The organism is Mesorhizobium sp. M0051, assembly GCF_040323235.1.
Taxonomy (GTDB): Bacteria; Pseudomonadota; Alphaproteobacteria; order Rhizobiales; family Rhizobiaceae; genus Mesorhizobium.
On the sequence record NZ_JAMYUT010000006.1, the window covers coordinates 106,874 to 122,978 of the forward strand.

The window sequence follows — 16,105 nt, forward strand, 5'->3', positions numbered from 1 at the left end:
TCGATTGAAATCAGCGCCTCGGGGCCATGGGAGGATACCGGAGATCCAAATGACGGCAGCAGTGCTTTGGCACTTCTGCACGATTGCGCGGCCCGCGACCCCCGGGGTGCCGCGTCCATCAACCAGGGAGAGTTATAGTGAAAATCATCAAGACACTGGCCGCAGTCGCGGCCCTTGGCATCGCTGCCATGACCTACTCGGCGCATGCAGCCGACAAGGGTCTCGTCGGCGTGCTGATGCCGACCAAGACCTCGCAGCGCTGGATCAATGACGGCGACGCCGTCAAGTCCCAGCTCGAGGCTCTCGGCTACACTGTCGACCTGCAGTACGCACAGGACGACATTCCCAACCAGCTCAGCCAGTTGGAAAACGAGATCACCAAGGGGCCGAAGGCGCTGATCATCGCCTCGATCGACGGCACCACCCTGTCGGATGCGCTGCAAAAGGCCGCTGATGCGGGCGTCGTCGTCGTTGCCTACGACCGCCTGATCAAGAAGACCGGCAATGTCGACTACTACACCACCTTCGACAATTTTGGCGTCGGCGTCATCCAGGCGAATTCGCTGGTCAAGGGCCTCAAGGAGCGTTTCCCGAATACCAAGCCGTGGAACGTCGAACTGTTCGGCGGCTCGCCGGACGATAACAATGCCTTCTTCTTCTACAACGGTGCGATATCCGTCCTGCAGCCGCTGATCGACGACGGTTCGGTCAAGATCAAGTCCGGCCAGACCGGCATGGACAAGGTCGGCACGCTGCGCTGGCTCGCCGCCACCGCCCAGGCGCGCATGGACAATCTGCTGTCGGCCAACTATTCGGACGGCAGCCGCGTCGATGGCGTTCTGTCGCCCTATGACGGCCTGTCGCGCGGCATCACCGCCTCGCTGCGCGCTGTCGGCTACGGCACGGACGCACAGCCCTGGCCTGTTGTGACCGGCCAGGATGCCGAGACCGCCTCGGTCAAGCTGATCATCTCGGGCGAGCAGTACTCGACCGTGTTCAAGGACACCCGTGAACTGGCCAAGGCGACCGTCCAGCTCGTCGACAAGGTGCTCTCGGGCGGCAAGCCGGACGGGCTTGATGAAAAGACCTACAACAACGACGTCAAGGTCGTCCCCTCGATCCTCTTGACGCCACATGACGTCGACAAGTCGAACTACCAGGCACTGGTCGTCGACTCCGGCTACATCAAGGCCGACGAACTGAAGTAACCCCGGTTACAAAGTCAGGGGTCCTGCGCAACGCAGGGCCCCTTTTCGTTAACCAGCGAGCCCGGTATTGTTCACCGACCTCGCCGGCAGTGTTTGCCGACCTCTCAAGGAGCGGTAGTCCCCATGGTCTCGACGATTTTGGAGATGCGCGACATCACCAAGACGTTCCCCGGCGTGAAGGCGTTGTCGAATGTCAACCTCAGCGTCGAGGAAGGCGAAATCCACGCCGTGGTCGGCGAGAACGGCGCCGGCAAGTCGACGCTGATGAAGGTGCTGTCGGGCGTCTATCCCACAGGCACCTATGACGGCCAGATCATCTTCAACGCCCAGGAATGCCACTTCAAAGGCATCCACGACAGTGAACACAAGGGCATCGTCATCATCCACCAGGAGCTTGCCCTGGTGCCGATGCTGTCGATCGCCGAAAACATTTTCCTCGGCAACGAGCACGCCAGATACGGCGTCATCGACTGGAATGCCAACGAGGCGCGCACCAGCGCCCTGTTGAAGAAAGTGGGCCTCAAGGAGGACCCCAAGACGCTGATCACCAATATCGGTGTCGGCAAGCAGCAGCTGGTCGAGATCGCCAAGGCGCTGAGCAAGGAAGTCAAGCTGCTGATCCTCGACGAGCCGACGGCATCGCTCAGCGAAAAGGATAGCCAGGCGCTGCTTGACCTTCTGCTCGAATTCAAACGGCAAGGCATGACCTCGATCCTGATCTCGCACAAGCTCAACGAGGTGAACCGGGTCGCCGACAAGGTCACCGTCATCCGCGACGGGCGTACCATCGAGACGCTGGCCAAGAAGGACATCTCGGAAGACCGCATCATCACCTCGATGGTCGGCCGCTCGCTCGACGACCGCTATCCGCCGCGCGAGCCTGACATCGGCGAGGTCGTGTTCGAAGTGAAAAACTGGTCGGTCTATCACCCGCTCCACGCCGAGCGGCAGGTGATCAAGGGCATCGACATCAATGTGCGCAAGGGCGAAGTGGTCGGCATTGCCGGATTGATGGGCGCCGGCCGCACTGAATTCGCGATGAGCTTGTTCGGCCGCTCCTATGGCCGCCATATCACTGGCGAAGTTCTGCTCAAGGGCAAGCCGATCGATGTTTCCTCGGTGAGCAGGGCAGTCGAACACGGCATTGCCTACGTCACCGAGGACCGCAAGACCTTCGGTCTCAACCTCATCGACCATATCAAGCACAACATCACTCTGGCCAATCTCGGCGGCGTGTCGCGCCATGGCGTGATCGATGACCTGGGCGAGCTCTCCGTCGCCAACGACTATCGCGGGAAGACCAATATCCGCGCTTCCAGCGTCTATCAGATGACCGGCAATCTTTCCGGCGGCAACCAGCAGAAGGTGGTCCTGTCGAAATGGCTGTTCGCCGACCCGGAAGTGCTGATTCTCGACGAGCCGACGCGCGGTATCGATGTCGGCGCCAAATATGAAATCTACACGATCATCGCCCGCCTCGCCGCCGAAGGTAAGGCGATCGTGGTCATCTCGTCGGAAATGCCAGAACTGCTCGGCATCACCGACCGCATCTACGTCATGAACGAAGGCCGCATCGTCGGCGAAATGCCCGCGGTGGACGCCAGCCAAGAAAAAATAATGCGCGCCATCGTTCGGGGAGAAGGAAAAGCAGCATGAGTACAGAAAGCGCCCCCGCCCCGCAGAGCAGCGTTGCCGAAGACGTGCAGCAGCGCCCCCGTATCGCCGTCTCGGCGCTGACGACGAACCTGCGCGAATACGGCCTGATACTGGCGCTGATCGCCATCATGGTGTTCTTCCAGTTCACCACCTCCGGAACGCTGTTCAAGCCGGTGAACCTCAGCAATCTGGTGCAGCAGAACTCGTTCATCATCGTGATGGCGCTGGGCATGCTGCTGGTGATCGTCTCCGGCCACATCGATCTCAGCGTCGGCTCCGTCGCCGGCTTCATCGGCGCACTGGCAGCGATGATGATGGTCATCTGGCCGCTCGGCCCATTGAGCAATCCGCTGGTGGTGTCGATCATCTGCCTCATCGTGGGTGGCGCGATCGGCGCGGCGCAAGGCTACTGGATCGCCTATCACCGAATACCGAGCTTTATCGTCACGCTGGCCGGCATGCTGATCTTCCGCGGCATCTGCCAGGCGCTGCTGGGCGGCGGATCCTCGGTGGGACCGCTTCCCGACGGCTTCAAGGCGCTCAGCTCCGGCTTTATCCCGGATGTCATCGGGCCACTGACGCTTATCCCGCCGACGGTGAACGCGGCCGGCAAGACCATCATAGGCAGCGGACTGACGCTGCACATGACGACGATCGTGCTAGGGCTGATCGCTGTGCTGGCCTACGCCTATTTCGGGCTGAGCACACGACGCAAACGCGAACGCCATGGCTATGAGGCCGAGCCTTTTCCCCTGTTCGTCATCAAGACGCTGGTTGGCAGCGCGCTGGCACTGTTCCTGGTCTACCAGTTCGCCAGCTACAGGGGCCTGCCGGTGGTGCTGCTCGTCATGGGCGTGCTGATCTCGCTGTTCGTCTTCGTCACCAAGCGCATGACCATCGGCCGCCGCATCTATGCAATGGGCGGCAACGCCAAGGCGGCGCAGCTGTCGGGTATCAAGACAGAGCGGCTCACGCTGATGGTGTTCGTCAATATGGGCGTGCTGTCTGCGCTTGGCGGCCTGATCATAGCGGCGCGGCTGGGACAAGCTGTGCCGGCGGCCGGCCTCGGCAGCGAGCTCGACGTGATTGCGGCCGTGTTCATCGGCGGCGCCTCGGCGATGGGCGGTGTCGGTCAGGTCATCGGCGCGGTTGTCGGCGGTTTCATCATGGGCGTGATGAACAACGGCATGTCGATCATGGGCGTCAATGTCGACTGGCAGCAGGTGGTCAAAGGCCTGGTGCTGCTCGGCGCCGTGATCTTCGACGTCTACAACAAGAACAAGGCTTGAACAGGTTTTAGGCGAGGCAAGCAGGAGGCAAACGATCGCGGCGCTGCTGGTAAACCTGCCGGCGTAAAGAAGTCCTTCAAGGACCAGGCCCGCGAGCGCAATCCGGACGAAGAGTTCAACCCGTGGCGCGGCGAGATCCGAGCCGCGCAGGTTAAGGTTTGCCAAATGGCAACCGGGCCAAGACAAATGAGAGAGGATCCATCATGCTGATCTCCCAGATTCTCGATGACGCCGAGACCATCCGTGTCGTTGCCCGCAACGGCGGCAAGACCCGGATCATCAATGGCGCCCGCAGCGTGTACTCGCTGGCGATGGAGGCCGCCCGCACCGGCGTCGGCCTCGTCGCGCTGATCGAGCGCAAGGGGCTTGGCGAAACGGTCGATCTCGAGGCCGCCTATAAGAAGGGCCGGCTGCTGTCGCCGATCAACCATCCAGACCCGGCGCATCTGCACCTGACCGGCACCGGGCTAACGCATCTGGGTTCGGCCGCGACACGCGATTCCATGCACAAGAAGCTCAGCGCCGACGGCGAGGAGCAGCTGACCGATTCCATGAAGATGTTTCGCATGGGGCTGGACGGCGGCAAGCCCGCGAAAGGCCAGATCGGCGTGCAGCCGGAATGGTTCTACAAGGGCAACGGCACGATGGCGGTGGCGCCAGGCGCGGCGCTCCTGTCACCGGCCTTCGCCAACGACGCCGGCGAAGAGCCTGAGGTGGCCGGCATCTACGTCATCGGCGATGATGGCGCGCCCTTCCGCGTCGGCTTCACGCTGTCGAACGAGTTTTCCGACCACGTCACCGAGCGCGTGAACTATCTCTTTCTCGCCCATTCCAAGCTGCGCAACGCTTCGTTCGGCCCGGAGATCCTGATCGGCGACCTGCCGTCCGATATCAGAGGCACCTCGCGCATCGTGCGCGACAACGACGTGCTGTGGGAAAAGCCGTTCCTGTCCGGCGAAGCGAACATGTCGCACACGATCGCCAATCTCGAACATCACCACTTCAAATATGCGGCTTTCCGCCAGCCGGGCGACGTGCATGTGCACATGTTCGGCACGGCGACGCTGTCCTTCGCCGACGGCATCAGTACTGAAGCGGGCGACGTGTTCGAGATCGAGGCCAAGGATTTCGGCCTGCCGCTGCGCAATCCGCTCGAGATCGAACAGCCGGTGAAGGTGGCGGTGAAGGCGCTTTGAAAGGGTGATCTCCCCCGGGGGGGATGTCACCAAAGGCGACAGAGGGGGTGCCTCGCGTGAAGCGCCAACCTCCATCTGTCGCAAGAAGGTTGCATCCGGTCGAGCCGACCCCCTCTGGCCTGCCGGCCATCTCCCCCTCAAGGGGGGAGATTTCTGCTTCAATAGATATCGAAGTCGAAATACTTAGCCTGGATCTTCTTGTAGGTGCCATCGGCGACAATCGCGTCGATGGCCGCATTGAGCTTGTCGCGCAGTGCCGTGTCTTCCAGGCGGACGGCAATGCCGGCTTGTGTCTCCGTGCCCTTGACGTCGCCGACCAGCTTGCAGCAGCCCTCGCTTGCCTTCTTCAGCCAGTCCATCAGCACGAACTTGTCCGAGATCACGGCGTCAAGCCGGCCGTTGGTCAGGTCGGTGATCGCTTCTTCCTGGGTCGGGTAGAGTTTGGCCTCGGCGCCCGCTTTGCCATAGGTATTCTGGGCATAGTCGGCCTGAGTGGTCGAGGCCTGGGCGCCGACTGTCTTGCCTGCAAGCGCCGCCGGTTCGGTCGAGGTGAGGTCGCTGTCCTTCGGCGCCACCAGAGCGAGCGGTGTCGTGTAGTATTTGTTGGTGAAGGAGACCTGCTTCTTGCGCTCCTCGGTGATGCTCATCGAGGCGATGATGGCGTCGAACTTCTTCGCTTGCAGGGCCGGAATGATGCCATCCCAGTCCTGTGTGACGATTTCGCACTCGACCTTCATCTGCGCACAGAGCGCGTTGGCGATATCGATATCGAAGCCTTCGACTTTGCCGTCCGAGGTGATGGTGTTGAACGGCGGATAGGCGCCCTCGGTGCCGATCTTGATTTTCTCAGCTGCCTGCACCGACAGAGAGCCAGCCGCCATCGCCAGCATGGCAGCGCCTGCTGCCGATATGATCCATTTCGAAATCTGCATTTTCTTGGTTCCCCTTGAACGCCGCCAGCTTGACGACCAGGAAGGCAACCAAGCATGGCGAGCCAGCCCAGGCAAGTATTTTGCCTGTGGGTAATGGGTTCAGCGCGCGGGGCGGAAATGCTTTGACAGCTTCAAACCCTGCGCCTGGTAGTTGGAGCCGAGATCGGTGCCATAGAGCGCCTGCGGCCGCTTCAGCATGTGCTCGTAGACCAGCCGGCCGACGATCTGGCCATGGTCGAGGATGAACGGCACTTCGTGGCTGCGCACTTCGAGCACCGCCCGGCTGCCGGTGCCACCGGACGCCGAATGGCCGAAGCCCGGATCGAAGAAGCCAGCATAGTGGACGCGGAATTCGCCGACCAGCGGATCGAAGGGCGTCATCTCGGCGGCGTAGAGCGGTGGCACATGCACCGCTTCCTGGCTCACAAGAATGTAGAATTCATCGGGGTCGAGCACCAGTTCGCCAGCGCCGCTCTTGTGGATCGGCTCCCAGAAGTCGACGACCTCCTGCGCGGCGCGCTTGTCGACATCGACGAGACCGGTGTGATGCTTGCCGCGGTAGCCGACCAGACCGCTTTGATCGCCGTTCAGGTCGATCGACAGCGCGATGCCGCCGCCGGAAATGTTGGGCGGATCCGTCGCGACCAATATCTGCGCGCGATGCAACTGGTGCAGTTCGGCTTCCGACAGCAGCGCATTGCCGGTGCGGAAACGGATCTGCGACAGTCGCGAACCGGTGCGCGCGACGATCGGGAAAGTGCGCGGGCTGACCTCCAGAAAGAGCGGGCCTTGATAGCCGGCGGCGATCTTGTCGAACTCGTGGCCGCGATCAGTCATGACGCGGGTAAAGATGTCGAGCCGCCCGGTCGAGCTCTTGGGATTGGCAGAGGCCGAAATCTTGGCTGGCAATGCCAGGCTTTCGAGCAAGGGCACGATATAGACGCAGCCGGTCTCCAGCACCGCGCCCTCGGTCAGATTGATCTCATGCAGCTTCAGCCGGTCAAGCTTTTCCGAAACCTTGTGGTTGGGACCCGGCAGGAAGGAGGCACGCACCCGCCAGGCCTTGTCGCCGAGCCGGAGATCAAGACTGGCCGGCTGGATCTGGTCGGCATCGAGCGCACGCGCCGACTTCAGCGCGCCGGACTGGAAGAGCGCCGAAATGTCCTGATCGGGAAGAATGCCTGTTTGCCGCAAAGCTGACTCCGCTGCAACGCCGCTGGTACAAACCTCTTAATCAAGCCGGCAATTGACGCAAGCGTGGCGCGGGTCTAAAGGGTCGTTATCCCGTGGTGATTTGGCCGGTCGGCTTGCAGCCACGTTAAACAAGTCGCTAAAGGACCGTCGGGCCGCAAGGCCGTATGGACCGGTTGCGACTTTCGCGGCCGGTTTTTTTGTGTCTGGAAGAAGAGCGATGAGCACCAACAAGCGCAACTGGAAGCCTCAGACGGCACTCGTGCACAGCGGAACGCTGCGTTCCGGTTTCGGCGAAACGTCGGAAGCGATTTACCTCACCCAGGGCTACGTCTACGAAACGGCGCAGGCCGCCGAAGCCCGTTTCAAGGGTGAGGAGCCGGGCTTCATCTATTCGCGCTACGCCAATCCGACCGTCGACATGTTCGAAAAGCGCATGTGCGCGCTCGAGGGCGCCGAGGACGCCCGCGCTACTGCCTCCGGTATGGCTGCGGTAACGGCAGCGCTTCTGTGCAGCGCCAAGGCCGGCGACCATATCGTGGCGGCCCGTGCACTGTTCGGCTCCTGCCGGTGGGTGGTCGAGACGCTGGCGCCAAGATACGGCATCGAGGCGACGCTGGTCGACGGCACCGACATCGCCAATTGGGAAAAGGCGGTCAAGCCGAACACCAAGCTGTTCTTTCTGGAAAGCCCGACCAACCCGACGCTGGAGGTGATCGATATCGCCGCGGTTGCCTCGCTCGCCAATTCCATCGGCGCCAGGCTGATCGTCGACAATGTCTTTGCCACGCCCTTGCAACAGAAGCCCTTGCAACTCGGCGCCCACATCGTCGTCTATTCGGCGACCAAGCACATTGACGGCCAGGGGCGCTGTCTCGGCGGCGTCATCCTGTCGGACAAGAAGTGGATCGACGAGAACCTGCATGACTATTTCCGCCACACCGGGCCCAGCCTGTCGCCCTTCAACGCCTGGACGCTGCTGAAGGGCCTGGAGACGCTGCCGCTGCGCGTGCGCCAGCAGACGGAAAGCGCCGGCAAGATCGCGGATTTCCTGGCCGAGCGGCCGGAAATCGCCCGCGTCATCTATCCCGGCCGCGCCGACCACCCGCAGGCTGATGTCGTAGAGAAGCAGATGTCGGGCGGCTCGACGCTGATCTGCCTGGATGTCAAAGGCGGCAAGCAGGCGGCCTTCGCCTTGCAGAACGCGCTCGACATCGTGCTGATCTCCAACAATCTCGGCGATGCCAAGAGCCTGATCACCCATCCGGCGACGACAACTCACAAGAACCTGAGCGATGAGGCGCGCGCCGAACTCGGCATCGGGCCGGGCACGCTCAGACTGTCGGTTGGCCTGGAAGACACCGAAGATCTGCTTGAGGATATCGCGCAGGCGCTAAAGGCCAAATAGCAAGCCTTTGGCTTTCAGGCGCCGGATGGCGTCTCTTCCAGCTTGGCCGCCTTGGTGCCGATGGTCATCGCGTTGCCGCGCCACTCGACGGCACCGCCGAGCCAGCCGCGCGCCCACATCGCAGGCAGGATCAGGTCGCGCGTGGCCATCGCCGCGACCATGCGTGGCGACAGGCACCAGCCCTTTGACCGGGCCAGGACGCACTCGGGAAGGTAGAAGGCTGCCAGTACGGCAATGGCGGTTGCCCAGGGGCTGATGCCTCCGCTTGCCGCCGCGATCAGCGCCAGCACCAGCGGCACCACTGCGCCGGTCAGGATTTCAGGCGTGAAGAACAGCGGAAAGGTGACGCGGCGCAGGCGCGCCCAACGGGCCTGGCGCGACCAGATCTCGCCAAATGTGCGCCGGCCGAGCGGCTGCTCGAAGGGCGCGGCGACGAGATTGACGCGCAGGCCGAGGCCATTGACCAGCTTGGTCGCTGCGGCGTCCTCGGCGATCTCGGCGGCCAGCGCGCGAATGCCGCCATTGGCATCGAGAATCGGCTTGTTCCAGAGCATGCTCTTGCCTTGGGCAAAGCCAAGCCCAAGCGCCTCGCCCGCATATTGCCAGCGCGCCTGCAGCGTGTTGAGGAAAGCGCATTCGACTTCAGCCCAGAAGCCGGCCGGTCGCGAGCCGATTGGCGTCGAGCAGACAAGGCCGGTATTGGGTCGCCATGCAGCCATCAGGTGCTGGACGTAGTCTCTCGGCATCAGCACGTTGGAATCGGCCAGGACAACCCAGTCGTGCCGCGCCGCTTCCCAGCCCTTGACGCAATTGTTGAGCTTCGGATTGGCGCTGATACGGTCGTCGCCGACCAGCAGCCGGGCCGGCACCTTGGGAAACCGGGCAATCGCCCTGTTTATCAGCCTGACCACTGGATCGTCGGCATGGGCAACACAGAAGATCAGCTCGTAACGCGGCCAGTTGAGCGAGAAGGCGCGCTCCAACGTCTCGAGGGTGAACGGCTCAACGCCACGCGACGGCACGACGATCGACACCGGCCGCGGCTTGCCGGCCGGCGGCGCCATAGCGCGGCGCCGTTTCAGACGCGAAGCCGCAAGCACGATGCTGGCGAGATTTGAGAGGATGAGAGCAATTGAAAGCGTGGCGACTACGAGAGTGAGTTCCATCGAGATCCGGTAACTCCAGAAAAACCGGCCCGCCAGAACAATCTAGCCGGCATGACGACTGATCTCAACAGTTCGACAGAGCGCCCGAGTCGCGCGGCATTGATTGGCGCACACCATCATTGATCATTGTCACGTGTCACTTAAATGACATTCTTTGCCGGCACCTGCCCTGCAGACCGCGACGATAGGACGCGCACCGTTGACCGGCCACCACGGAGCGCCGAAAGTTGCCGGATTGTATTGGAGCCGCTTATGTACAGCGCCGTCACGCGCAACATCGAAGTGCAGGTCAGGCCGTTCTATCTGGAGGATCGCTCGGATCCGTCCGAGAACCGCTATGTCTGGGGCTATCAGATAACGATCGACAATCAGTCGGACGATTCCGTCCAGCTGTTGTCGCGCTATTGGCACATCACCGATGGCACTGGGCGGGTCGAAGAGGTACGCGGCCCCGGCGTCGTCGGCGACCAGCCCGAACTCAATCCCGGCGACAGCTACCAGTACACGTCCGGTTGCCCGCTCTCGACACCGTCCGGCATCATGGTCGGGCACTACACGATGCGCAACAAGCGGGGCGAGACGTTCGACATCGCCATCCCCGCATTTTCACTCGACCTGCCGGGGACGCGTCGGACCGTGAATTAGCGTCCTTCTCCCGTCGCTATACGGGAGAAGGAAGGGACACTCTACTGCGCCGCAAACTCCGCCGGGTCGAAGTCATATTGCTTCGAGCAGAATTCGCAGGCGACGTGGATGCCGCCGTCCTCGGTGCTGTCCTTGATCTCCTGGGCGGAAAAACCCTCGAGGATGCCGCGGATCTTGTCCCGGGAGCACGAGCACAGGTCGGCGACCGGAACGCCGCCGAAAACGCGCACGCCATGCTCGTGGAACAGCCTGTAGAGCAGCCGCTCGGCGCCGATGGTCGGATCGATCAGTTCAGTCGGCTCGGTGGTGCCGAGCAGCGCCAGCAACTCCTGCCAGGAATTGTCGGCCGGATCGTGGATCTCCTCGCGCGGATCGCCATCGCCGCCCGGCAGATCCGGCACGCGCATGCGCTCGGGCGACTGTGGCAGGAACTGCGCCAGGATGCCACCGGCGCGCCACTGCTCACGGGTGCCGCCCGGGCCGGGCGTCAAGAGCTTGGCCACCGACAGCCTGAGATCGGTCGGAATCTGCTCCGACTGACGGAAATAGGTACGCGCCGCATCTTCCAGCGTCTCGCCGTCGAGTTGGACGATACCCTGATAGCGCTGCGTGTGGGCGCCCTGATCGATGGTCAGCGCCAGCACGCCCGTGCCGAGCAGGGTCTGCTGGGACGTTTCGCCCGCCGCGACCAGCGCCTCCAGCCGGTCGGCATCGAAACGTGCATAGGCGCGCAGCGCCGAGGGCGTGGAAAAATCCGCGACCAGCATGTCGACAGGCCCGTCGGTGCGGGTCTGCAGGATGAACTTGCCCTCGAATTTGAGCGAGGTGCCGAGCAGCACCGTCAGCACGCACGCCTCCGCCAGCAGCCGGGCGACCGGCTCGGGATAATCGTGGCGGCTGAGGATGGCATCGAGCATCGGCCCGAGTTGGACGGTGCGGCCGCGCACGTCGAGCGGGCCGACTTCGAAGGGCACGACATGATCGTCGCCGGCGTAGCCGAATTCGCCGAGTTTGGGGTGATGTTCAGTCACTCGATAGGTTTCCAACATAACAAAGCTCCAGGGCGCGGCCATGCCGCCCTCTCGGGAGCATGCGTCGAAACGCGCTTGATTTGCGTGATGCGGCGCAAATAGGCATCACGCGCCCGGAGATCAAGCTCCCAGAGATCAAGCTCCCAGAGATCAAGCGCCGAGGCACCAGGCGAGCACGGCCTTCTGGGCATGGAGCCGGTTCTCGGCCTCGTCGAAGACCACCGAGTGCGGCCCGTCGATGACTTCGTCGGTCACCTCTTCGCCGCGATGCGCCGGCAGGCAGTGCATGAACAGCGCGTCCGGCTTGGCCCTGGCCATGAGCTTGGCATTGACCTGGTAGGGCGAGAACACGTTGTGGCCGCGGGCGCGATGCTCCTGGCCCATCGACACCCAGCAATCGGTGACGATGCAGTCGGCCTGGTCGACAGCTTCCTCGGGCGAACGGGTGAAATGCAGCTTGCCGCCATGCGCCTGCGACCAGTCGATATGCTTTTGTGCCGGTTCGCTTCCCTCGGGGACGGCGACGTTGAGATTGAAGCGGAAGCGCGCAGAGGCCTCGAGCAGCGAATGCAGCACATTGTTGCCGTCGCCGGTCCAGGCGATGGTTTTGCCGGCGACCGGACCTCGATGCTCCTCGAACGTCATGATATCGGCCATCAGCTGGCAGGGATGGGTGTCGTCAGTCAGTCCGTTGATCACCGGCACGGTTGCGTTCTCGGTCAGCTCCAGCAGCCGCTCATGCGAGGTGGTGCGGATCATGATCGCGTCGACATAGCGCGACAGCACCTTGGCGGTGTCGGCGATGGTCTCGGAACGGCCGAGCTGCATCTCGGTGCCGGTCAGCATGATGGTCTCGCCGCCAAGCTGGCGCATACCGACGTCGAAGGACACACGCGTGCGCGTCGACGGCTTGTCGAAGATCATCGCCAGCACCTTGCCTTCGAGCGGCTTGGTGCGCTCGCCAGCCTTGAGGCGGGCCTTTCGCACCACCGCATCGTCCAGCATCAGGCGCAGATCGCCTTCGGAGACAGCGGAAAGATCGGTGAAATGGCGAACTGACATCAGCAATGGTTCCGGGATTACTTCGCGGCGGCGGGGGCGCGCGCCGCCCCCAGGCCCTTGGCGCCGGCGCGGATGCGGTTGAGCGCGTCGTGAATCTCGGCGTCGGTGACGGTTAGCGGCGGCAACAGGCGAATGACGTTGTCACCGGCCGGAACCGCCAGCAGGTGCTGGTCACGCAATGCCATGTTCACCTTGGTGTTGGGCATGGCGCATTTGAGGCCGAGCATCAGCCCGGTACCCCTGATGTCCTCGATGACCTCGGGAAACTCGTCGGCGACCGACGCGAGCCCCTGCTTCATCAGCAGCGCCTTGCGTTGGACGTCCTCGAGGAAGCCCTCTTCCAGCACCACGTCGAGCACGGCGTTGCCGACCGCCATGGCCAGTGGATTGCCGCCGAACGTGGTGCCATGCACGCCAGCGGTCATGCCGACGGCCGCTTCGTCGGTTGCAAGGCAGGCGCCCATCGGGAAGCCACCGCCAATGCCCTTGGCGATCGCCATGATGTCGGGGGTGACACCGGCCCATTCATGCGCGAACAGCTTGCCGGTACGGCCAATGCCGCACTGGACCTCGTCGAAGATCAAGAGCAGGCCGTGCTGCTCGCACAATTGCCGCAGCCGCTTCAGCGATTGCGTCGGCACCTGCCTGATGCCGCCCTCGCCCTGCACCGGTTCGATCAGGATCGCCGCCGTCTCTGGCGTGATCGCCTTTTCGGCGGCGTCGATGTCATCGAAGCCGACCTGGTCGAAGCCTTCGACCTTGGGCCCGAAACCCTCGAGGTACTTGTATTGACCGCCCGCCGCGATGGTCGCCAGGGTGCGGCCGTGGAAGGCGCCTTCGAAGGTGATGACGCGAAAGCGCTCGGGATGTCCTTTGACGAAATGGTAGCGTCGCGCCGTCTTGATCGCGCATTCGAGCGCCTCGGCGCCGGAATTGGTGAAGAACACCTTGTCGGCGAAGGTGGCGTCGACCAGCCGCTCGCCCAGCCGGCTCTGCCCCGGAATCTCGTAGAGGTTGGAGACATGCCACAGCTTGGCTGCTTGTGCGGTGAGTGCGGCGACCAGATGCGGGTGGCTGTGGCCCAGCGAATTGACGGCGATGCCGCCCGCGAAATCGAGATATCGCTCGCCCTTGTCGGTAACCAGCCAAGTGCCTTCCCCATGGTCGAAGGCCAGGGGTGCTCGAGCAAAGGTCTCGTAAAGCGCCGAACCGCTCATTATATGCGTCTCCGGTACCGGAAAATCAAAAAAGCCGCCAAAGCGGCGGCTTGTGCGGCTTATCGTGTTTTTCGGCCATGAAGTCAACGAAAACGTCGCGTAGTGGCGCGCGGCAAGCCCTCCGACGAGACGCCAGCTCATAAGCGACCGGGCAAGTTGGGGAAAACCGAAAAAACCGATTCGTGTTGCACTTGGGACTCTTGTCACCGAGTCAGCGCATAAGGTAATTGTAGTTGAGAAATAACTAGATTTCGTGCGGCGGACCTAATCACCAGATATATGTGGTGTCTGCCCCGGTAAATGTTGCCGGGTCGGGAGTGGATTCCGATTGCCGCACGCTTAGCAGGAGCGCGGTCTCATGAACTGGACTGACGAGCGGGTAGAACTTCTCAGGAAATTGTGGTCGGAGGGTCTGAGCGCAAGCCAGATTGCCGCGCAGCTTGGAGGGGTCAGCCGCAACGCGGTCATCGGCAAGGTGCACCGGCTGAAACTGTCGGGCCGCGGCCGTTCGACCGCCACGCCGGCACGCCAAAAGAAGGCGACGCAAGGGGCGACCGTTCAGAAATCGGTATCGCGCGCAGCAACTGCTGTGCGTCACGTCACGACGTCGATCGGCGCGACGGCCCTGCAGACGCAGTTCGACGCCGAACCGGTGGCACGCCACTACATCCGCCCGGTCGAGAATGTCGTGTTGCCGATCTCGCGGCATCTACAACTCGTCGAGTTGACCGAGCGGACCTGCAAATGGCCGAACGGCGATCCGCTTTCGGAGGACTTCCATTTCTGCGGCAACGAGGCCGCCGAAACCGGTCCCTACTGCAAGTACCACGCCCGCGTGGCGTTCCAGCCGGCATCGGAGCGGCGGCGGAGCCGCTGAGCGAATAGCGAATAGCGAATAGCGAATAGCGAATAGCGAATAGAAACGGCTGGTTTTCTGTGACAGGAAGCAAGCCGTCTTTTGCTACTCCCTACTCGCTATTCGCTACTCGCTATTCGCTACTCGCTATAATTCGCTCTCTATTCGCCCTCTTTCACAGCCACCCATTCTTGCGAAATCGCCAGTAGAGGAACGTGCAGATCAGCGCGATCGTGGCCAGCACCATCGGGTAGCCGTATTCCATCTTCAGTTCCGGCATATCGCTGAAATTCATGCCGTAGATGCCGGCGAATGCCGTCGACACCGCCAGGATGGCTGCCCAGGAGGCGAGCTTCTTGGAGATCGCCGTTTCCTGGCTCTGGCCGACCAGCAGGCTGGCTTCGAAGGCGAACGCCAGCACCTCGCGCAGGCTGTCGATCTTCTCTTGAACGGTGCGAATGTGATCGGTGACGTCGCGAAACAGCGGGTGCATGGCTGTATGAATCTGTGGCAGCTCGGCACTGGTCAACCGACGGCAGACTTCGACCAGCGGCAGCGCTGCGTTGCGCAGGCGCAAAAGGTCGCGGCGCAGCATATAGAGCCGCTCGATGTCGGGACCGGTCATCGGCTTCAGCAAAACCCTGTCCTCGATCACCTCGACCTCGTCCTCGATCTGCTCGAGCACCGGCATGTAATTGTCGACGATGAAATCGAGAATGGCGTAGAGGACGAAATCCTCCCCCTTGGCCAGCGAATGCGGGCAGCTTTCCCAGTGCTGACGAACGGCGGCATAGGACGTCGAGGGGCCGTGCCTGACGCTGACAATATAGCCGCTGCCGACGAACAAATGGGTCTCGCCGAAGGTGACCCGACCGTCGATCAGCTGCGCGGTGCGGGCGACGATGAACAAGGCATCGCCATATTGCTCGATCTTCGGCCGCTGGTGCGGGTGCTCGGCATCCTCGATCGCCAGCTCATGCAGGTGAAATTGCGCCTGGACGCGCAGCAGCAGGTTGCGGTCGGGCTCGAGCAGGCCAATCCAGACGACATGACCGGATTTCTTTGCCCATTCGCCGGCTTCCTCGATGGGGATGTCGGCAATGCGACGTCCGGCCGTGTAGACGCCGCAAGCGATGATGCCGGAAGCCGACGCAGCCTCCGGGATCAGGTTCCGAACGTTTTCCATCACGACCTCCCGAAGCAAATCCGCGGACGAGGATAGAGGCAAAGCCCGGAAAGCTTAGCTTA

At 62.5% G+C, this 16,105-nt stretch carries 14 protein-coding genes and 1 riboswitch; of the genes, 7 read left to right on the forward strand and 7 right to left on the reverse strand.

Translation table 11 applies throughout. The features are described from left to right. Positions 1-137 precede the first annotated feature (137 nt). The 4 genes from chvE to araD1 all read left to right on the forward strand — a co-directional run bounded on the left by chvE (position 138) and on the right by araD1 (position 5,349). Positions 138-1,208 (forward strand): multiple monosaccharide ABC transporter substrate-binding protein, encoded by a 1,071-nt coding sequence (chvE, locus tag NKJ90_RS08510; protein WP_023758036.1) that lies wholly within the window; start codon positions 138-140, stop codon positions 1,206-1,208. A gap of 123 nt (positions 1,209-1,331) precedes the next feature. Further along, the gene (mmsA, locus tag NKJ90_RS08515; RefSeq protein WP_023758037.1) at positions 1,332-2,864 is read left to right on the forward strand and encodes a multiple monosaccharide ABC transporter ATP-binding protein; all 1,533 of its coding nucleotides are present in this window, start codon (positions 1,332-1,334) and stop codon (positions 2,862-2,864) included. Continuing rightward, the gene (gene mmsB, locus NKJ90_RS08520) at positions 2,861-4,153 is read left to right on the forward strand and encodes a multiple monosaccharide ABC transporter permease (protein ID WP_023758038.1); all 1,293 of its coding nucleotides are present in this window, start codon (positions 2,861-2,863) and stop codon (positions 4,151-4,153) included. The genes mmsA and mmsB overlap by 4 nt, the downstream gene beginning before the upstream one ends. A 203-nt stretch (positions 4,154-4,356) precedes the next feature. After that, positions 4,357-5,349, forward strand: coding sequence for an AraD1 family protein (gene araD1 / locus NKJ90_RS08525; RefSeq protein WP_023758039.1), 993 nt, complete (start codon positions 4,357-4,359; stop codon positions 5,347-5,349). 158 nt (positions 5,350-5,507) lie between these two features. On the opposite strand, the gene NKJ90_RS08530 is transcribed toward araD1, so the two are convergent. Both NKJ90_RS08530 and NKJ90_RS08535 read right to left on the reverse strand, forming a co-directional pair. After that, positions 5,508-6,281, reverse strand: coding sequence for an ABC transporter substrate-binding protein (locus NKJ90_RS08530; RefSeq protein WP_023758040.1), 774 nt, complete (start codon positions 6,279-6,281; stop codon positions 5,508-5,510). 99 nt (positions 6,282-6,380) lie between these two features. Continuing rightward, positions 6,381-7,475: a 2'-deoxycytidine 5'-triphosphate deaminase gene (locus tag NKJ90_RS08535; RefSeq protein WP_023758041.1), complete on the reverse strand. Its 1,095-nt coding sequence runs from the start codon at positions 7,473-7,475 to the stop codon at positions 6,381-6,383. Positions 7,476-7,557: 82 nt separating this feature from the next. Continuing rightward, a riboswitch (SAM riboswitch) is annotated at positions 7,558-7,635 on the forward strand. Between the two features lie 57 nt (positions 7,636-7,692). Between NKJ90_RS08535 and NKJ90_RS08540 the strand changes: the two genes are divergently transcribed. Beyond that, entirely contained in the window at positions 7,693-8,880 is a 1,188-nt protein-coding gene (locus NKJ90_RS08540; RefSeq protein ID WP_023758042.1) for an O-succinylhomoserine sulfhydrylase, read from the forward strand. A gap of 14 nt (positions 8,881-8,894) precedes the next feature. On the opposite strand, the gene NKJ90_RS08545 is transcribed toward NKJ90_RS08540, so the two are convergent. Then, a complete protein-coding gene (locus NKJ90_RS08545) occupies positions 8,895-10,046 on the reverse strand; it encodes a ceramide glucosyltransferase (protein ID WP_023758043.1) in 1,152 nt (383 codons plus the stop codon). 252 nt (positions 10,047-10,298) lie between these two features. Here NKJ90_RS08545 and apaG point away from each other — a divergent pair, with 252 nt between their 5' ends. Then, positions 10,299-10,691 carry a Co2+/Mg2+ efflux facilitator ApaG/CorD gene (apaG, locus tag NKJ90_RS08550; protein WP_023758044.1) on the forward strand — a complete coding sequence of 131 codons (393 nt, stop codon included), beginning with the start codon at positions 10,299-10,301 and terminating at the stop codon, positions 10,689-10,691. A gap of 41 nt (positions 10,692-10,732) precedes the next feature. On the opposite strand, the gene NKJ90_RS08555 is transcribed toward apaG, so the two are convergent. The 3 genes from NKJ90_RS08555 to NKJ90_RS08565 all read right to left on the reverse strand — a co-directional run bounded on the left by NKJ90_RS08555 (position 10,733) and on the right by NKJ90_RS08565 (position 14,001). Next, positions 10,733-11,764: an Hsp33 family molecular chaperone gene (locus NKJ90_RS08555; RefSeq protein WP_031259774.1), complete on the reverse strand. Its 1,032-nt coding sequence runs from the start codon at positions 11,762-11,764 to the stop codon at positions 10,733-10,735. A 108-nt stretch (positions 11,765-11,872) separates the two neighbouring features. Then, positions 11,873-12,784, reverse strand: coding sequence for an ornithine carbamoyltransferase (gene argF / locus NKJ90_RS08560; protein WP_031259776.1), 912 nt, complete (start codon positions 12,782-12,784; stop codon positions 11,873-11,875). A gap of 17 nt (positions 12,785-12,801) precedes the next feature. Further along, positions 12,802-14,001: an aspartate aminotransferase family protein gene (locus NKJ90_RS08565; RefSeq protein ID WP_352485915.1), complete on the reverse strand. Its 1,200-nt coding sequence runs from the start codon at positions 13,999-14,001 to the stop codon at positions 12,802-12,804. 358 nt (positions 14,002-14,359) lie between these two features. Between NKJ90_RS08565 and NKJ90_RS08570 the strand changes: the two genes are divergently transcribed. Next, positions 14,360-14,878 carry a GcrA family cell cycle regulator gene (locus NKJ90_RS08570; protein WP_023758048.1) on the forward strand — a complete coding sequence of 173 codons (519 nt, stop codon included), beginning with the start codon at positions 14,360-14,362 and terminating at the stop codon, positions 14,876-14,878. A gap of 154 nt (positions 14,879-15,032) precedes the next feature. Here NKJ90_RS08570 and NKJ90_RS08575 read toward each other — a convergent pair whose 3' ends face one another. Continuing rightward, on the reverse strand, positions 15,033-16,043 hold the full coding sequence (locus NKJ90_RS08575) for a magnesium and cobalt transport protein CorA (protein ID WP_352485916.1): 1,011 nt from the start codon (positions 16,041-16,043) through the stop codon (positions 15,033-15,035). Positions 16,044-16,105 lie beyond the last annotated feature (62 nt).